General features: G+C 48.7%; 17 protein-coding genes. 16 read left to right on the forward strand and 1 reads right to left on the reverse strand.

What is annotated here, in order from left to right:
• Positions 1 to 103 precede the first annotated feature (103 nt).
• From proG to TRNA_RS28470, 10 genes are all read left to right on the forward strand, one after another.
• A complete protein-coding gene (gene proG, locus TRNA_RS28425; RefSeq protein ID WP_011197828.1) occupies positions 104 to 916 on the forward strand; it encodes a pyrroline-5-carboxylate reductase ProG in 813 nt (270 codons plus the stop codon).
• 215 nt (positions 917 to 1,131) lie between these two features.
• On the forward strand, positions 1,132 to 1,956 hold the full coding sequence (locus TRNA_RS28430) for a M55 family metallopeptidase (protein WP_009328702.1): 825 nt from the start codon (positions 1,132 to 1,134) through the stop codon (positions 1,954 to 1,956).
• Positions 1,957 to 1,971: 15 nt separating this feature from the next.
• Positions 1,972 to 2,898: an ABC transporter permease gene (locus TRNA_RS28435; RefSeq protein ID WP_009328701.1), complete on the forward strand. Its 927-nt coding sequence runs from the start codon at positions 1,972 to 1,974 to the stop codon at positions 2,896 to 2,898.
• A 4-nt stretch (positions 2,899 to 2,902) separates the two neighbouring features.
• The gene (locus TRNA_RS28440) at positions 2,903 to 3,862 is read left to right on the forward strand and encodes an ABC transporter permease (protein ID WP_009328700.1); all 960 of its coding nucleotides are present in this window, start codon (positions 2,903 to 2,905) and stop codon (positions 3,860 to 3,862) included.
• Positions 3,863 to 3,869: 7 nt separating this feature from the next.
• The gene (locus TRNA_RS28445) at positions 3,870 to 4,868 is read left to right on the forward strand and encodes an ABC transporter ATP-binding protein (RefSeq protein ID WP_009328699.1); all 999 of its coding nucleotides are present in this window, start codon (positions 3,870 to 3,872) and stop codon (positions 4,866 to 4,868) included.
• 33 nt (positions 4,869 to 4,901) lie between these two features.
• The gene (locus tag TRNA_RS28450; RefSeq protein WP_009328698.1) at positions 4,902 to 6,527 is read left to right on the forward strand and encodes a peptide ABC transporter substrate-binding protein; all 1,626 of its coding nucleotides are present in this window, start codon (positions 4,902 to 4,904) and stop codon (positions 6,525 to 6,527) included.
• Between the two features lie 73 nt (positions 6,528 to 6,600).
• On the forward strand, positions 6,601 to 7,533 hold the full coding sequence (locus TRNA_RS28455) for a S66 peptidase family protein (RefSeq protein ID WP_009328697.1): 933 nt from the start codon (positions 6,601 to 6,603) through the stop codon (positions 7,531 to 7,533).
• Between the two features lie 17 nt (positions 7,534 to 7,550).
• The gene (locus tag TRNA_RS28460; RefSeq protein WP_009328696.1) at positions 7,551 to 8,648 is read left to right on the forward strand and encodes a mandelate racemase/muconate lactonizing enzyme family protein; all 1,098 of its coding nucleotides are present in this window, start codon (positions 7,551 to 7,553) and stop codon (positions 8,646 to 8,648) included.
• A complete protein-coding gene (locus TRNA_RS28465) occupies positions 8,645 to 9,532 on the forward strand; it encodes a C40 family peptidase (protein ID WP_009328695.1) in 888 nt (295 codons plus the stop codon). Before TRNA_RS28460 ends, TRNA_RS28465 begins: the two co-directional genes overlap by 4 nt.
• 19 nt (positions 9,533 to 9,551) lie before the next feature.
• Complete coding sequence (locus TRNA_RS28470; protein WP_009328694.1) at positions 9,552 to 10,565, forward strand: ABC transporter ATP-binding protein; 1,014 nt, start codon at positions 9,552 to 9,554, stop codon at positions 10,563 to 10,565.
• A gap of 93 nt (positions 10,566 to 10,658) precedes the next feature.
• Here TRNA_RS28470 and TRNA_RS28475 read toward each other — a convergent pair whose 3' ends face one another.
• A complete protein-coding gene (locus TRNA_RS28475) occupies positions 10,659 to 11,546 on the reverse strand; it encodes a dimethylarginine dimethylaminohydrolase family protein (RefSeq protein ID WP_009328693.1) in 888 nt (295 codons plus the stop codon).
• Positions 11,547 to 11,736: 190 nt separating this feature from the next.
• Between TRNA_RS28475 and TRNA_RS28480 the strand changes: the two genes are divergently transcribed.
• The 6 genes from TRNA_RS28480 (at position 11,737) to TRNA_RS28505 (ending at position 16,425) form a co-directional block, all read left to right on the forward strand.
• Positions 11,737 to 12,255 carry an acyl-CoA thioesterase gene (locus TRNA_RS28480; RefSeq protein ID WP_011197830.1) on the forward strand — a complete coding sequence of 173 codons (519 nt, stop codon included), beginning with the start codon at positions 11,737 to 11,739 and terminating at the stop codon, positions 12,253 to 12,255.
• 119 nt (positions 12,256 to 12,374) lie between these two features.
• Positions 12,375 to 13,109: a DUF421 domain-containing protein gene (locus TRNA_RS28485; protein ID WP_009328691.1), complete on the forward strand. Its 735-nt coding sequence runs from the start codon at positions 12,375 to 12,377 to the stop codon at positions 13,107 to 13,109.
• Positions 13,110 to 13,318: 209 nt separating this feature from the next.
• Positions 13,319 to 14,626, forward strand: a complete 1,308-nt coding sequence (locus tag TRNA_RS28490; RefSeq protein WP_009328690.1) for a pectate lyase family protein — start codon at positions 13,319 to 13,321, stop codon at positions 14,624 to 14,626.
• 119 nt (positions 14,627 to 14,745) lie between these two features.
• Positions 14,746 to 15,078 carry a PadR family transcriptional regulator gene (locus TRNA_RS28495; RefSeq protein WP_003180971.1) on the forward strand — a complete coding sequence of 111 codons (333 nt, stop codon included), beginning with the start codon at positions 14,746 to 14,748 and terminating at the stop codon, positions 15,076 to 15,078.
• A 4-nt stretch (positions 15,079 to 15,082) separates the two neighbouring features.
• Positions 15,083 to 15,832, forward strand: a complete 750-nt coding sequence (locus TRNA_RS28500; RefSeq protein ID WP_009328689.1) for a DUF1129 domain-containing protein — start codon at positions 15,083 to 15,085, stop codon at positions 15,830 to 15,832.
• 92 nt (positions 15,833 to 15,924) lie between these two features.
• The gene (locus TRNA_RS28505) at positions 15,925 to 16,425 is read left to right on the forward strand and encodes a small multi-drug export protein (RefSeq protein WP_009328688.1); all 501 of its coding nucleotides are present in this window, start codon (positions 15,925 to 15,927) and stop codon (positions 16,423 to 16,425) included.
• Position 16,426 lies beyond the last annotated feature (1 nt).

Below are 16,426 nucleotides of genomic sequence, written 5' to 3' on the forward strand. Positions count from 1 at the left end.
ACTGTGGGATAAACATGAAAACATTGTGGGAAATTGTCAAAGAAAAAGGATAGAATATATAGGGTGCTATTTATAATATGACATGTCAGAGGTGTTCTAAACGTTGAACAAGATTGGATTTATCGGATACGGAAGCATGGCACAGATGATTGCGGTGAAACTGCTAGATCAGGGGAAAATCAGGGATGACATGGTGGTCGTCAGCTCAAGGAATGACGGGAAAACAGAGGAGCTGAAAAAGCTTTATCCGAATGTCGCCTGTCAATCAGCTGATGAGCTCGCCAAACAGTGCGGCCTGATCTTCATCTGTGTACCGCCGATGGCGGTAAAAGAAACGCTTGAAAAAATACAGCCGTTTCTTCAGGAGGATGTCCACATCGTTTCGATTGCCGCGGGGGTCGAGCTTGACCGGCTTCACGACTGGACAAGCGGACAGGTGACGAGATACATTCCGACACTCACATCTGAAGCCGGGATCGGCGTTTCGCTTGTTGTCCACGGCGAGCGGGTCGCTGAGGCGGACAAAAGCCGGCTGGAAGAATATCTTTCCGCCTTCAGCACAGTCAAACAGATCAATGAGAGAGATATTGACGCTGCGAGCAATTTAACAAGCTCTTCACCGGGGTTCATCGCTTCGATTTTTGAAGAATTTGCTCAAGCCGCCGTCAGAAACAGCAGCCTCACGAAAGAAGAAGCGTTTCAATTTCTGATTCATTCATTGCTGGGAACAGGCAAGCTGTTAATGGAAAAAGACATGACGTTTGCTCAAACGCTTGATCGGGTGGCGACAAAAGGCGGCATAACCGCAGAAGGTGCGGAAGTCATTCAAGATGCCATGCCGGAAGTCTTTGACGAGCTGTTTGCCAGAACGATGAAGAAATATGAAGTCATCAAAGACGCTGTCCGCCGGCAGTGAACCGCGGCATTCATCGACATATCCGGATATCCGCAAGCTGCCTGACCAGGCAGCTTTTTTATTTGCATTCGACAACATTCATCAAAATTCCAATTTTATATTAAATTTCTAAAATTACCAATTGTTATTGCATTTCTATTAAAATTCTAATATAATTTGTTAGAATATTCCCAAAATAATAAAAAATTTGAGACGTTTTTAAGGGGTGGTTTTTTGTGAAGCTGTATATGTCTGTTGATATGGAGGGGATTTCCGGGCTTCCGGATGATACGTTCGTCGATTCAAGCAAGCCGAACTATGAGAGAGGCCGGAAGATCATGACGGACGAGGCCAATCATGTGATTGACGAAGCGTTCAAAAATGGATGCAGAGAGGTGATTGTTAATGACAGCCACTCTAAAATGAACAACCTGTTAATTGAGAGGCTCCATCCTGAAGCGCGGCTTATTTCGGGAGATGTCAAGCCGTTTTCGATGGTTCAGGGGCTTGATGATACATACGACGGAGCCGTGTTCGTCGGCTACCATGCGAGAGCGTCGATGAGAGGCGTGATGTCGCACAGCATGATTTTCGGCGTCAGACATTTTTACATCAACGATCAGGCGGTCGGCGAGCTGGGGTTCAACGCCTATGTTGCCGGTTATTACGGCGTCCCGGTCATCATGGCTGCCGGTGACAGCGAGGCGGCAGCTGAGGCGGAGGAGCTGATTCCGAACGTAACGACAGCAGCCGTCAAAGAAACGGTCTCCCGTTCGGCGGTCAAATGTCTGACGCCGGAGAAAGCGGGGCGGCTATTAAGAGAACGGATGGCATATGCGATTCAAAACCGCGGTCAAGTCAAGCCGCTCACACCTCCGGACAGGCCGGTGCTGCGGATAGAATTTGCCAATTACGGCCAAGCCGAGTGGGCCAGTCTGATGCCGGGTGCTGAAATCGAACCGCAAACGACGACTGTCCGCTATCAAGCGAAAGACATTCTTGAAGCCTATCAAGCGATGCTTGTCATGACCGAGCTTGCGATGAGAACGACATTCTCCTAGGAAGGTGGGATGAAAATGGCGGGTTACATCATGAAGCGGCTGCTGTGGATGCTGGCAACCATTTTGGTGATCACGACATTGACCTTTGTGATGATGAAAGTGATTCCGGGCTCTCCCTTCAATGAAGAAAGAAATACGAACGAAGCGGTTCAGCGCAACCTTGAGGCTTACTATCAGCTGGATGAGCCTCTCTTTGTTCAATATTTGTACTATGTAAAGTCGATCGTTACCTTTGATTTCGGGCCGTCGATCAAGCAGCCTTCGCAAAGCGTGAACGACTTGCTGTCAAGAGGATTTCCCGTTTCGTTTGAGCTGGGGATGACGGCGCTTATTGTGGCGGTCATTTCCGGAATCGCACTCGGAATCTTTGCTGCGCTGCGGCAAAACGGCATCATCGACTATATAGCGATGACCATTGCCGTACTCGGCATTTCGGTTCCCAACTTTATTATGGCAACCTTGCTGATACAGCAATTTGCCGTTAATTGGAACATATTCCCTCCGTCGACATGGACGAGCCCGCTTCATATGGTGCTTCCGACTGCGGCTTTGGCGATGGGGCCGCTGGCGATTATCGCAAGGCTGACCCGATCCAGCATGATCGAAGTGCTGACGCAGGATTATATCCGAACAGCCCGGGCTAAAGGGCTTTCCCCTTTTAAAATTGTCATGAAGCACGCCCTGAAAAACGCCCTTATGCCTGTTGTAACGATTCTCGGGACGCTTACCGCTGCGATTTTAACGGGGAGCTTCGTCATCGAAAAAATCTTTGCGATTCCGGGCATGGGAAAATATTTTGTTGAAAGCATCAACTCCCGCGATTACCCCGTGATTATGGGCACCACCGTTTTTTACAGCATCATCCTCATCATCATGTTGTTTCTCGTTGACATGGCCTACGGAATACTGGATCCGCGTATTAAACTGCATAAGAAAGGGTGAGCTTATGAGCCTTCCAGTCCGCACAGAAAAAGAAGCGTCTTCAGGCAGTGATATCCCTGTTGAATGGTTTGCCCCGCTGAAACAGAAGCAGGATGAGCGTGAATCCGTCGCAAGGCCGAGTCTGTCATATTGGCAGAACGCCTGGCGGATTTTAAGGAAAAACAAGCTGGCGATGGCGGGATTGGGCGTGTTAATCTTCCTGTTCTTCATGGCTGCTCTCGGACCGGTTCTTTCTCCGCACAGCGTCACCCAGCAGACGCTATCCGAGCAAAACCTGCCTCCGTCGACGGAGCATTGGTTCGGAACTGATGAGCTCGGACGCGATGTGTTTACAAGAACGTGGTACGGAGCGAGGATTTCTCTGTTTGTCGGTGTTATGGCGGCTTTGATCGATTTTGCAATCGGCGTCATCTACGGCGGCATCGCCGGCTATAAAGGCGGCAAAACAGACCACGCCATGATGCGGGTCATCGAAGTGCTGCACGGACTGCCTTATTTATTGGTCGTCATTCTTCTCATGGTCATGATGGGGCCTGGACTCGGGACGATCCTCGTCGCGCTGACTGTCACCGGCTGGGTCGGCATGGCGCGGATCGTCAGGGGGCAGGTTTTGAAGGTGAAGCATGATGAGCATGTTCTCGCATCCAAAACCTTCGGAGCGAAAACGGTAAGGATCATCAGGCGGAATCTGCTTCCTAACATGATGGGAGCGATCATCGTCCAGATGACCTTGACGGTGCCGTCGGCCATTTTTGCCGAGGCATTTCTCAGTTTCCTCGGTTTGGGCATTCAAGCCCCGTTTGCGAGCTGGGGTGTCATGGCGAACGACGGCCTTCCGGTGATCTTGTCGGGACACTGGTGGCGGCTGTTTTTTCCCGCTTTCTTTATTTCATTAACTATGTTCGCCTTTAATGTTGTTGGAGACGGACTGCAGGATGCGTTAGATCCGAAGCTGAGGAGGTAATGTATTTTTGCGGAAAAAAGTATTGGAAGTCGAGAATTTGCATGTTTCATTTACGACATACGGCGGAACGGTCAAAGCCGTCCGCGGCGTGAGCTTTGAGTTATATGAGGGGGAGACGTTTGCGATTGTCGGCGAGTCGGGATGCGGAAAAAGCGTGACATCGCAAAGCATCATGCGGCTTTTGCCGAAGTTTTCGGCAACGGTCACAGACGGTGCGATCCGCTTTAAGGGAAAAGACTTGCGCCACCTGTCCGAAAAAGAGATGAGAAAGATCAGAGGAGCCGAAATCTCAATGATCTTCCAGGATCCGATGACGGCCCTGAATCCGACCTTGACCGTCGGAGACCAGCTGGCAGAAGCGCTGTTGGAACATCGGCCCGTGTCTAAAACAGACGCTCGAAAAGCAGTCATTTCGATGCTTGAGCTCGTCGGGATCCCGAATCCGAAAGAGCGTTTGAGGCAGTATCCGCACCAATTCAGCGGAGGGATGAGGCAGCGGATCGTAATCGCCATGGCGCTCATCTGCGAACCGGAGATTTTGATTGCGGATGAACCGACGACCGCGCTTGATGTCACCATTCAGGCGCAAATTCTTGAGCTTTTTAAAGACATTCAGCGGAAAACCGGGGTATCCATCATTTTAATCACCCATGATTTGGGCGTAGTCGCACAGACGGCAGACAGAATCGCCGTGATGTACGCAGGGAAAATAGCTGAAACGGGAGCGAGGAGGGATATTTTTTACCGTCCGCAGCACCCGTATACAAAAGGCTTGCTGCACTCCGTTCCGAGGCTTGACCTTGAAGATGCAGACCTCGTTCCGATTGACGGAACACCGCCGGATTTGTTTTCTCCGCCTGAAGGATGTCCGTTTACGGCGCGCTGTTCCCGCGCAATGGAAGTGTGCGGCAAAATCCATCCTGCCGTTACAGAAGTCTCGGCGGGTCATCGAGTGTGCTGCTGGCTTCAGGATGAAAGGGCAAAAAGGGCTCTGCTGACAACATAATCATAAAATCGATTTTTCAAATGGGGGGATTTGATGAAAAGGCTGACGAGCGTGTTGGCTTCCGCATTTGCGGTCATCCTGCTGTTCGGATGTACGGCAAATGAACAGGCGGGGCAGGAAACGAAGAAGAAAGCGAAAGAAACGGCTGGAGAACAGGTTCTGAGGCTGAACAACGAAAATGAACCGACATCTTTTGATCCGCCGATCGGCTTTAATAATGTCTCATGGCAGGCGCTGAACAATCTGATGGAAGGTTTGACAAGACTTGGCGCAGACCATGAGCCCGAAGCGGCGTCCGCCGAAAAGTGGAACATTTCCGACGACGGGAAGACATATACTTTTACAATCCGTGATGATGCCAAATGGTCAAACGGAGACCCTTTAACCGCCGGGGATTTTGAATATGCGTGGAAGCGTCTGCTCGATCCGAAAACGGGCTCCTCTGCCGCGTTTTTAGGCTACTTTATCGAAGGCGGTGAGGCCTTTAACAGCGGAAAAGGTTCAAAAGATGATGTCAAAGTCAAAGCGGTGGATGAAAAGACGCTTAAGGTGACGCTTGAAAGTCCGCAGCAGTCGTTTTTAAGCATTGTAGCCAATCCGGCCTTTTTCCCGGTTCCTCAGAAAATCGCCGAAGACAATCCGAAATGGCATGAAGAAGCAGCCACATTCGTCGGCAACGGTCCGTTTAAGCTGGCAGAATGGAAGCACGATGAAAGCTTTACGATGGTAAAGAGCGATACGTATTGGGACCGGGATACTGTGAAGCTTGATAAAGTGACATGGGCGATGGTCGATGACCGAAATACCGACTACCAAATGTTCGAGTCGAATGAACTTGATACGGCTTATGTCCCGGCTGAAATGAGCGAGAAGCTGATGGGCTCTGATGAGGTGAAGGTGTTTGATCAGGCGGGTCTTTATTTTTACAGGTTCAATGTCAATAAAGAGCCGTTCCAGAATGAAAAAATCAGAAAAGCGTTTGCGATGGCCGTCGATCAGCAGGAAATCGTCGATTACGTCACGAAAAACGGTGAAAAACCGGCACGCGGATTTGTGTCTCCGGGAATCAAAGGGCCGAACGGCAAGGATTTTCGCGAGGAAGGCGGCGATTTGCTCAAATATAACGCCGATGAAGCGAAACAGCTGCTCGAAAAAGGCATGAAGGAGGAAAACTACGAAAAGCTGCCCGCCGTTACCTTGACATACAGCACAAAACCGGAGCATAAAAAAATGGCGGAAGCGGTTCAGCAAAAACTGAAAAGTACGCTCGGCGTCGATGTGAAGCTCGCCAATATGGAATGGAACACATTCCTTGAAGAACAGAAGGCGCTCAAGTTCCAGTTTTCCCAAAGCTCTTTTCTGGCTGATTATGCGGATCCTATCAACTTCCTGGAAAGCTTTCAAACGGGTAACGCAATGAACAGAACCGGCTGGGGCAATTCAGAGTATGACGAGCTGATCAAGGCGGCGAAAAATGAAGCTGATGAAGAAAAGCGCACTGAGCTGCTGCATCAGGCTGAAGAACTGCTGTTTGAAGGGATGCCGATCATACCGATCCACTTCTATAATCAAGTCCATTTGGAAAAGGAGAATGTGAAAGGCATCGTCCGTCATCCTGTCGGCTACATTGAACTGAAATGGGCCGAAAAAACGTCATGACCAAAATTGTCCGTCTGCTATTTTCTTTGTGCATACTGCCGCACAGGAGCGGACGGACTTTTCATAAAGGGGGATGTCTCTGTTGAATATTGCGCCTCAAAGATTAATGAAGGGAGATACGGTTGGTGTGATTGCGCCGGCCAGTCCGCCCGTTCCTGAAAAGCTTGACCGGGCCGTCCGGTTTTTAAAAGAGCTTGGACTTGAAGTCAAAGTGGGACGCTCAGCCGCCGAAAGACACGGCTATTTGGCGGGGAGCGATGAAGAGCGTCTGGGGGATCTGCACGACATGTTTGAAGACCGTTCGGTTAAGGCTGTCATCTGTGCCTGCGGAGGTTACGGAACGGCACGGATTGCCGGGAAAATTGACTACCGGCTCATCAAAAGCCGCCCGAAAATTTTTTGGGGCTATTCAGATATCACTTTTTTACATACAGCGATCAGGCAAAATACCGGACTTATTACATTTCACGGACCGATGCTCAGTTCTGACATCGGCAAAGATGACGTGCATCCGCTTACCCGCCGCTCCTTTCAGCAGCTGTTTCAAAAAATGACGCTCTCTTATACAGAGGAACTGTCGCCTTTGGAAACGCTCGTACACGGCGCGGCGGAAGGGGAGCTCGTCGGCGGAAACCTCGCTCTTCTGGTGACGACGCTAGGTACGCCTTATGAAATTGATACGAAAGGAAAGCTTTTGTTTATCGAGGATGTCGATGAAGAGCCTTATCGAATCGACCGGATGCTGAATCAATTAAAAATGGCCGGGAAATTATCGGACGCCGCCGGCATCCTGCTGTGCGATTTTCATAACTGCATCCCGAAAAAACGCGATAAGTCGCTCACATTAAAAGAGGTTTTCCAAGATTATATCGCCTCTGAAGGAAAACCGGCGCTGTCCGGCTTTAAAATCGGCCATTGTTCACCGAATATCGCCGTACCGGTAGGAGTGAAAGCCGTCCTTGACGCCGGCAAAAAACGGCTCACCATCGAACCGGGAATTTCTTAATGGGAAAGGAGGCCGCCATGAAGATTGCCGAGATTACGACAAACCGCATCGCCGTTCCGCTGAAAAAACCTTTTAAAACAGCGCTTCGAACCGTCCGCACCGCAGAAGCCGTCATTGTCAAAGTAACGGCTGAAAACGGGATGACAGGCTGGGGAGAAGCGCCTCCGACTGCTGTTATTACCGGTGAGACGCTTGACAGTATTGAGGGGGCAGTCAACACGATTCTCGCACCCGCCCTCACCGGGTGCAACTTGCGAATGGCTGAGGCGATATTTCATGATATCGACAAGCTGATTGTTGGAAATACAAGCGCAAAGGCCGCTGTAGAAACAGCCGTCTACGATTGCTTGGCGCAGCTTTGCGGTCTTCCCCTGTATCAATTGCTGGGCGGATACAGACGGGAGATCGAGACGGATTTTACCGTCAGCGTCAATGACCCGGAAGAAATGGGGAAAGACGCGGCCCGCTATGTACAGGAAGGGTTTCGCACGCTCAAAATTAAGGTTGGAAAAAACGACATGGCAACAGACCTCGAACGGATCAGGGAAATCCGCAAACAAGCGGGTCCCGCTGTCCGAATCCGCGTGGACGCCAATCAAGGCTGGACGGCGAAACAGGCGGTCAAAGCCATTCGGAAAATGGAGGATGAGGGGCTTTCGATCGAGCTTGTCGAACAGCCGGTCCACCGGCTCGATCTCGAAGGCTTGAAACAGGTGACAGATGCCGTCGATACGCCGATTATGGCGGACGAAAGCGTGTTTACCCCAAGGGATGCTTTTCACGTGCTGAAAACGAGAAGCGCCGATCTCATCAATATTAAACTGATGAAGGCAGGCGGCATCCGCCAGGCGCTGAAAATCAACGCCATGGCAGAAGCGTGCGGAGTGGAATGCATGGCCGGAAGCATGATCGAGACAAGGCTCGGCATCACAGCGGCCGTCCACTTCGCAGCAAGCCAGAAAAATGTGACAAAATTCGATTTTGATGCGCCGCTCATGCTGAAGGAGGATATCGTTGAAGGCGGCATCCGCTATCATGCAGGAACGATCACGATACCGGATGCTCCCGGACTCGGAATCACGAAAGTCTGCCATGAGGGGGGAGAGGACAAATGAGCCTTTATACGACAGCCGTCTCAGTCGCCAATGTCTGGACCAGTCCGGAAGCGCCGCGCACAATTGACCGGATGATGCTGTCAAACCCTGTACATGTGAGAAGCTGGCTTGACGAATTGTCCTACGAGGAGCGCCTTGAGCTATGTACGGCAAACCTTGTTCAAACGCAAGTGCTTTTCGGCGAAGATGTCCAACTTATAAAGGAGCGGGGAGACTGGGCGTTCGTCATCATTCCGGGACAGCCGTCTGCAAAAGACAAACGCGGCTACCCGGGCTGGATTCCAAAGGACTGCCTGGTCGAAAAAAGCCCGGCGAAGTCTGAGACAAGCGCCGTTATTCAAAAACCGACGGCTTTCTTATATGATGACAAGAAAACGAAAGTTATTGAGCTGAGCTTTCTCACCAAGCTGCCCGTCTTGTCTTCCGGCGGCGTCTGGTTTGAGGTCGATACACCGCTTGGCCGCAAATGGCTGAAAAAAGAAGATGCGGATCTCGAAACACCTGTAAAAGGCAGCGGAGACGATATCGTTCAAACCGGTCAGGCGTTTTTGAACCTGCCCTATCTTTGGGGAGGGATGAGCGGGTTTGGCTACGACTGCTCAGGATTTGTCTTCAATATGCTGAAGGCGAACGGCCGCTCCGCGCCGCGCGATGCCGGCGACCAGGCGAAAGGCGGAAAAGAGGTATCCTTCAGCAGCCCGAAGCGGGGCGATTTACTGTTTTTCGCATATGAAGAAGGCAGAGGACGGGTTCACCACGTCGGCATTTACTGCGGAAACGGAGAGATGCTTCACTCTCCAAAAACGGGCAAATCGATCGAGGTCATATCTCTTAAAGGTACAATTTATGAAAAAGAGCTGTGTGCCATCAGGCGCTATTTTTAAATAAAACGGGGGGATTGGCATGCAAACCGGCGCTTTATTGAAAGTCAGCCGTCTGAAAATGCACTTTGACGCCGGAAGGGGCAAAACGGTCAAAGCGGTCGACGGCATTTCATTTGATATTAAAGAAGGAGAGACGTTCGGGCTCGTCGGAGAATCGGGCTGCGGCAAGTCGACATCCGGAAGAGTGCTGATGCGTCTTTATCAGCCGACAGAAGGCGAGGTTACATATCGGGGGAAAAACATCCACCATTTGAGCGATGATGAATCATTCCAGTACAACCGCAAAATTCAAATGATTTTTCAAGACCCGTATGCTTCATTAAATCCGAGGTTAACCGTCAGGGAGATTATGACAGAACCTATGGAAATCCACGGCCTCTACGGAGGGAAAAAGGCGCGTCTTGAAAAGGCGGACGAGCTTCTGGAAGCAGTCGGTCTGCACAAAAGCTTTGCCAATCGCTATCCTCATGAATTCAGCGGCGGACAGAGGCAAAGAATCGGCATCGCCAGAGCGCTTGCGCTTGAACCTGAATTCATCGTCGCCGATGAGCCGATATCGGCACTTGACGTCTCCGTGCAAGCGCAGGTCGTCAACCTTTTAAAAAAGCTGCAAAAGGAAAAAGGGCTCACGTTTTTATTTATCGCCCACGATCTTTCCATGGTGAAGCACATCAGCGACCGGATCGGCGTCATGTATCTCGGGCACATGGTCGAGATCACCGACAGCGGCCGGCTTTATCAAGAACCTCTGCATCCTTACACCCAGGCGCTTTTATCAGCTATCCCGATTCCCGATCCGGATGTGGAAGACAAGCGGAGACGAATCATACTGAAAGGCGAGCTGCCAAGTCCGATCGATCCGCCGAGCGGCTGCGTTTTCAGAACGAGGTGTCCTGCCGCGATGGACATTTGCGCCGCCAAAAAGCCGATGTTAAAAGAAGCCGACGACGGTCATTTTGTCGCCTGCCATCTGTATGACGGAGACGCAAGGAAAGAGGAGGCCGGCTTGAAGGTGACGCTGCAGGCGAGGTGATTATAGAAAAAAGGAGCCCTATTTACAGGGCTCCTCAGCGTGCCGGCAGCTTTTCCACATTTGTTAAGTCGCCGATTCGAAATGGAATAAGGATCAGGCGCCGCCTTTGTAACATTCAGTGGAAGTACGCTCAATCGGCAGAGTACAGCATCTGAATGATCCGCCTGATTTTATGATCTCGGATAAGTCGATTTCGATGACCGTATAGCCCCTTTTTCTGAGCTCCTGATTCACGTGGCGGTTAACAGGCAGGCTGATCACGGTTTTATTGCCGATGGACAGAACGTTTGTACCGAGTTGGAACTGTTCATCATCCGTAATTTCGATCATCTCATAGCGCTTTTTCAAGACGTCGTATTCTCTTTCTCCTAAGGCTTTTGGATAGACAAGCGCTTCTGTCGGCGAAAGAATGTTGAAGACGCAATCCAGATGAAGGAACGTTTCTTCAAACGGAACCGGTATGACTTCATAAGAGGGAAGCCTGCGCTTCAGCTCTTGGACGGCCGAGAACGTCGTTCTGTGGCTGATGCCGGCATATATGGTATTTTGGTCGACGAGGATGTCGCCGCCTTCGATTTGATAGCCTTCATTAAATGCGGTCCAGGAGATTTGTTCTTTTGCCAGCCATTCCTGCAGGACATTTTCTTCGCCCTGGCGGATGTCGGCTGAAAGCTGCGCGGAAAACACAGTGCCTCCGATCGTAAACCCGATATCGCGCGTGAAAACCTGTTCCGGAAATTGGCTTAAAGCAGGCAGAATCACGACTTCAATACCCCGGCTCTCCAATTCTTTTATCAATGTATTATGCTGGCGGACGGCCAGCGTTTTATCGATATTATCCTTTTGAAAATACTTCTGTGTTTCATTGATCACTTCTGCAATCTCCATATACTCCGGTCTGCATAACACCACTTTTTTTAAGACGTCGTATTCGCTTGTACAGCCCGCCCCGCGGTTTTTTTTCGATAATGCTGAGTCCATTTTGATTCCCCCGTCCTCTCTTTAGTCATTTCATTATTCCCTACCCGCAGCGGGAAATAAACCTTTTAGCCAGAAAATCTGACAGTCAGCCGGATAAAAAAGTTTAGACAAATGAATTCTAATAGTGTTTAATATAGAAAAAATCCACTTTACAAACGCATCTTAGTAGACATCAAAGGAGTAATGGATGATGAATGGACCTGAAAAGAGATACTGCAAAGAATCAAAAGTTGTCAAAACAAGCAGGGTATTTCCGCTTGATACGAACAATCACAACACCTTGTTCGGCGGCAAGCTGATGAGCTATATCGACGATATCGCTTCGATTTCGGCAGCGAGACACTCGAGGTGTGAAACCGTGACAGCTTCAATGGATTCCGTCGATTTTCTCGAACCGATCCGCCAGGAGGATTCAGTCTGCCTTGAATCTTATGTGACATGGGTCGGCAGAACGTCAATGGAGGTATTCGTCAAAGTCATTAAAGAGCATTTGCTGACAGGCGAACGAAAGCTTGCGGCGACATCCTTTTTAACCTTTGTGGCGCTTGATCAGGACGGCAATCCTCAGGCCGTTCCCCAAGTTGTACCGCAGTCTGAAGAAGAAATCATGCTGCACGAGACCGCCCGGCAGCGCGCCGAAGAACGGAAAAACCATCGCAAACACAGCAAAGCGCTGGCCCAGGCGCTGGCTGTTGACAAACCTTGGTAAACATACGAACAAAACCCCGGCTCAAGCATCAGTTTGCCGGGGTTTTGCTGTGCAATGAATACACTACCCAATATTTGTTCAAAATAAATTACAAAAAACGGAAAGAAGTTTTGGGTGAAATGCTTGAATTTGTATGGACTTTTTTAGCCAAGCCTGCTTTAGTGTTCTCTATAGCTTATATTCTTTTCCGAATCGCAGGGAAGAAAGCCGTTTCGCAAATGACGAACTTCGACCTTTTGCTGACATTTGCGATTGGAACGATCATCAGCGAACCGATTCTTACTTCTAAAATTTCAATGTCCATTTATTACGCGCTTACCTTTCTGATCTTCTATTTGTTGATTGAAAAGCTGTCATTACACAATAAATGGCGATGGTTTCTTGTCGTCAGTCCGACCGTGCTGATCCGAAACGGCAATATTGATAAAGGAGGATTAAAAAGAGAGCGGCTGACTGTCAATGAACTGCTCGGCAAATTGCGCGAAAAAGGCTATGCCGACCCAAAAGATATCGACCTCGCCCTGATTGAAGAATCGGGCCAGATCAGCGTGATTCCCAAATCGGAAGCAAGGCCTGTACAGCCGCGGGACCTCAACTTGGAGACGAAGCGGAATTTCGTGCCGATTCCGCTCATTTTAGACGGCGAAATTATCGAACACAATTTAAAATACTTGAAAAAAACGAAAGAATGGCTGTTTCAAAAATTAGAGGATAAAGGGATTGAGCAAGCGATGCTGCCAACCATTACGCTCGGCACCTTGAACGAAAAAAATGAAATTATAATTGATACGGAAGATCCCGGCAGCCCGTTAACCCATGACCCGTATCTCTATAAACCGGGGCAAGACCATTAATTTTCGCCGAATAGGCGATTTTTTTATTTCCTGCTATTTCAGAAAAATATTAAGAGTCTGTTTTTTTATTCGTTGATAAAAATGAACAGGGCATTTGTCATAAAATTTGAAAATGGTGTCACAAAAAATAGGAGGAAAATATGTTGTTTTCTGTATTTTTATAGCATATATTAGTTTTTGTGAAAAAATTTTGATGGTAGGTGCAATTGATGAAAAGGTTTTTTAGTGTAATAATTTTAGGCGCCCTGCTGCTGCTCGGGACATCTGCGCCAATCGAAGCGGCAGACTACGGACGCGACGTCCTCGGCTCAAAAGACGGCTGGGGCGCTTATGGAAAAGGAACGACCGGAGGCGCTGACGCTTCTTCTGATCAGGTATATACGGTCAAAAACCGCAAGCAGCTTGTTGAGGCATTAGGGGGAGACAATAAAAAGAACAGCGAAAATGATACGCCGAAGATCATCTATGTGAAGGGAACAATCAATCTTAGTGTTGATGATGACAACAATCCTTTAGGCTATGAAGATTATAAAGACCCCGAATATTCGATCGAAGCGTATCTCAAAGCTTATGATCCGAAGAAATGGGGGAAAAAGGAGCCGACAGGAAAGCTTGAAGAGGCAAGGCTCCGCTCGAAAGATAATCAAAAGGAACGGGTCTTGATCAGAGTCGGTTCGAACACAACGATTATCGGGCTCGGAGATGATGCGAAAATCGTCGGCGGAGGCCTTTATGTCAAAAACGCGGAAAACGTCATTATCCGCAATATCGAATTCGAAAACGCGTACGATTTCTTCCCTGGCTGGGATCCGACGGATGGGAGCAGCGGTAACTGGAATTCAGAATATGACAACCTGCTGATCGAAATGTCCAAAAATATTTGGATCGACCACTGCTCATTCAATGACGGAGATCAGCCTGATGAGCTGACTGAAACGCATTTCGGGCGCGAATTCCAGCATCACGACGGACTGCTTGATATCAAAAAGCAGTCGGATTTCATTACGGTGTCATACAGCATATTTTCAGGACATTCTAAAAACACGATTATCGGATCAAGCGACAGCTACAAAGCAGACAACGGGCATTTAAGGGTGACATTCCACCACAATCTCTACGAAAATATAAAAGAGCGGGCACCGCGCGTCCGCTACGGAAAAGTGCACATTTACAACAACTATTTTAAAAGCACGAAAGACAGCTACAATTATTCATGGGGCGTAGGCTATTCTTCAAAAATTTATGCTGAGGACAACTACTTTGACCTGCCGGAAGGAACGAAGCCTCAAAAACTGATGAAGGTCTTTAAAGGTGACGCTTTATATGAAAAAGATACGATCGTAAACAACCAAAAAAGCGTCGCAAAAATTGATGTTGTCAGCACATACAACAAAGCAAACAATGCGTCTATTAAAAAATCGGCCGGCTGGAAGCCGACGCTGTTTGAAAAAATCGACGACGCAGAAGATGTGCCGGCAATCGTTGAAGCGCACGCAGGCGCAGGAAAACTGAAGTAATCAAGCAAAGCGGACATGCAGATGATGTCCGCTTTTTTGTTCAGGTATCTTGCAATGCAAAATAGTGTATGTTATCATTCGTGTATCTTGTATTGCAAGATACATAAAAGAGGTGGCTTATGAGTTCAACGCAAATGCTGAAAGGGATTTTAGAAGGATGTCTGCTTGCCGTTATATCAGAAGGGGAGATATACGGCTATGAAATGACAAAGGTGCTTGCGGGATACGGTTTTTCGGATATCAGCGAAGGAAGCATCTATCCGATTCTCCTCCGCATGCAAAAGGAAAAATGGGTGGAGACCGAACTAAAACGGTCGGCGAGCGGCCCGAAGAGAAAATATTACAGACTTACACCCCTTGGAGAAGCGGAGCTTCAATCGTTCATCGACCGTTGGAAAGCATTATCCGGGAACGTCAATGCACTGCTCGAAAAAAAACTGAAGGAGAAGTGAAACTGTGCTATCAAAGGACATGCAAAACGTATTGGACGAGATGAGAATCTACTTAATGTCTTCAGGAAAAAGCGACAAAGAAATCGAAGGAATCATGAATGAGCTAACCGTTCATGCCTGGGAAGGAGAAAAGGACGGAAAAACCGTCCGGCAAATTTTTGGGGATTCTCCCAAGTCATATGTTCAAGCGCTGTCAAAAGAGCTTTCATCAAGGCCAGGGGAGATCGCCAAGTTGTTCTTTGCCATTTTAATCGGCGCAATATCCTATTTTATATTCAGCGACGCCGTGAACGACAGCCTCGATTATTCTGTCTATACGCTGGCAGGCTATCCGCTTTATATTTTGCTGGCAGCGGCTATGTTGCCGCTTTTGGGCCGGATTACAGCATTTAAAGGGAAGAATACGGCCTTCATGTATACGATGGTGTACGCCGCTTTGACGTTTTTTCCGATTTTGGCCATTATTTTTATTGACCGGCAATTCGGGACACCGGTTTTTTCGTTTGATGGGGGAAGCCGCTGGCTGATTATGGCCCTGTCGTTTCTTGTGATCGTATGTTTGTCTTTCAGGTTGAAAGCCGGAGCCTTGTCCATATTGCCGCTGCTTTTAGCCGGAACGCATTTTTTGTTTCAGTATATGAACTGGGATTCAGCAGGAGCCATGATGGCAGAAACTTATATTCCCTATATCGGGCTGCTTCTCGTCATGTTTATTGAAACAAAGCGTGCCAGAAATACGGCTCAATATGAATGAAATACAGAAGAGCATTATATTTTTTAAGGTGAAGACTCTTGCCTTTTGGCGATCACAACGTTTATGATCAGAGCATGAAAGGTGGCCGATATATGGATATGATGTGGGGCTATGTACTCGTCTTTATTTTGGCTGCGATTCCGTGGTTTGAAGTGATCGGTGTCGTGCCGCTAGCGATCATTGCCGGGCTTAAACCTGTTCCGTCCGCTATTATCGCGCTATTCGGAAATCTATTAACCGTACTGCTGCTTATTTTTTTAATTGACAAAGTGAAGGTATGGCTAGAAAGAAGACGCGGGGAGCGGAGAGCGGAGACGGATAAGTTCTCAAAAAGGAAAAGCAGGGCGAAAAAAATATGGCTGACCTACGGCATTCCGGGCCTTTCTTTCGTCGGGCCTTTCTTTATCGGCTCCCACTTAACCGCGTTTATGTGCATGGGCTTTGGGGCCAAGCGCAGACAAACGGCGCTGTGGATGACGGGGAGTCTCGCAGTATGGACAACGGCGTCGGCTGTCGCTGCCTACTATGGTTTCAGTTTCCTCGCTCCTGAAAATGAAGGGCTGCTGAAAAATATCTTTAAACAGGAGGAGTGAA

This window comes from Bacillus licheniformis DSM 13 = ATCC 14580, from assembly GCF_000011645.1.
In the GTDB taxonomy this organism is placed as follows: Bacteria; Bacillota; Bacilli; order Bacillales; family Bacillaceae; genus Bacillus; species Bacillus licheniformis.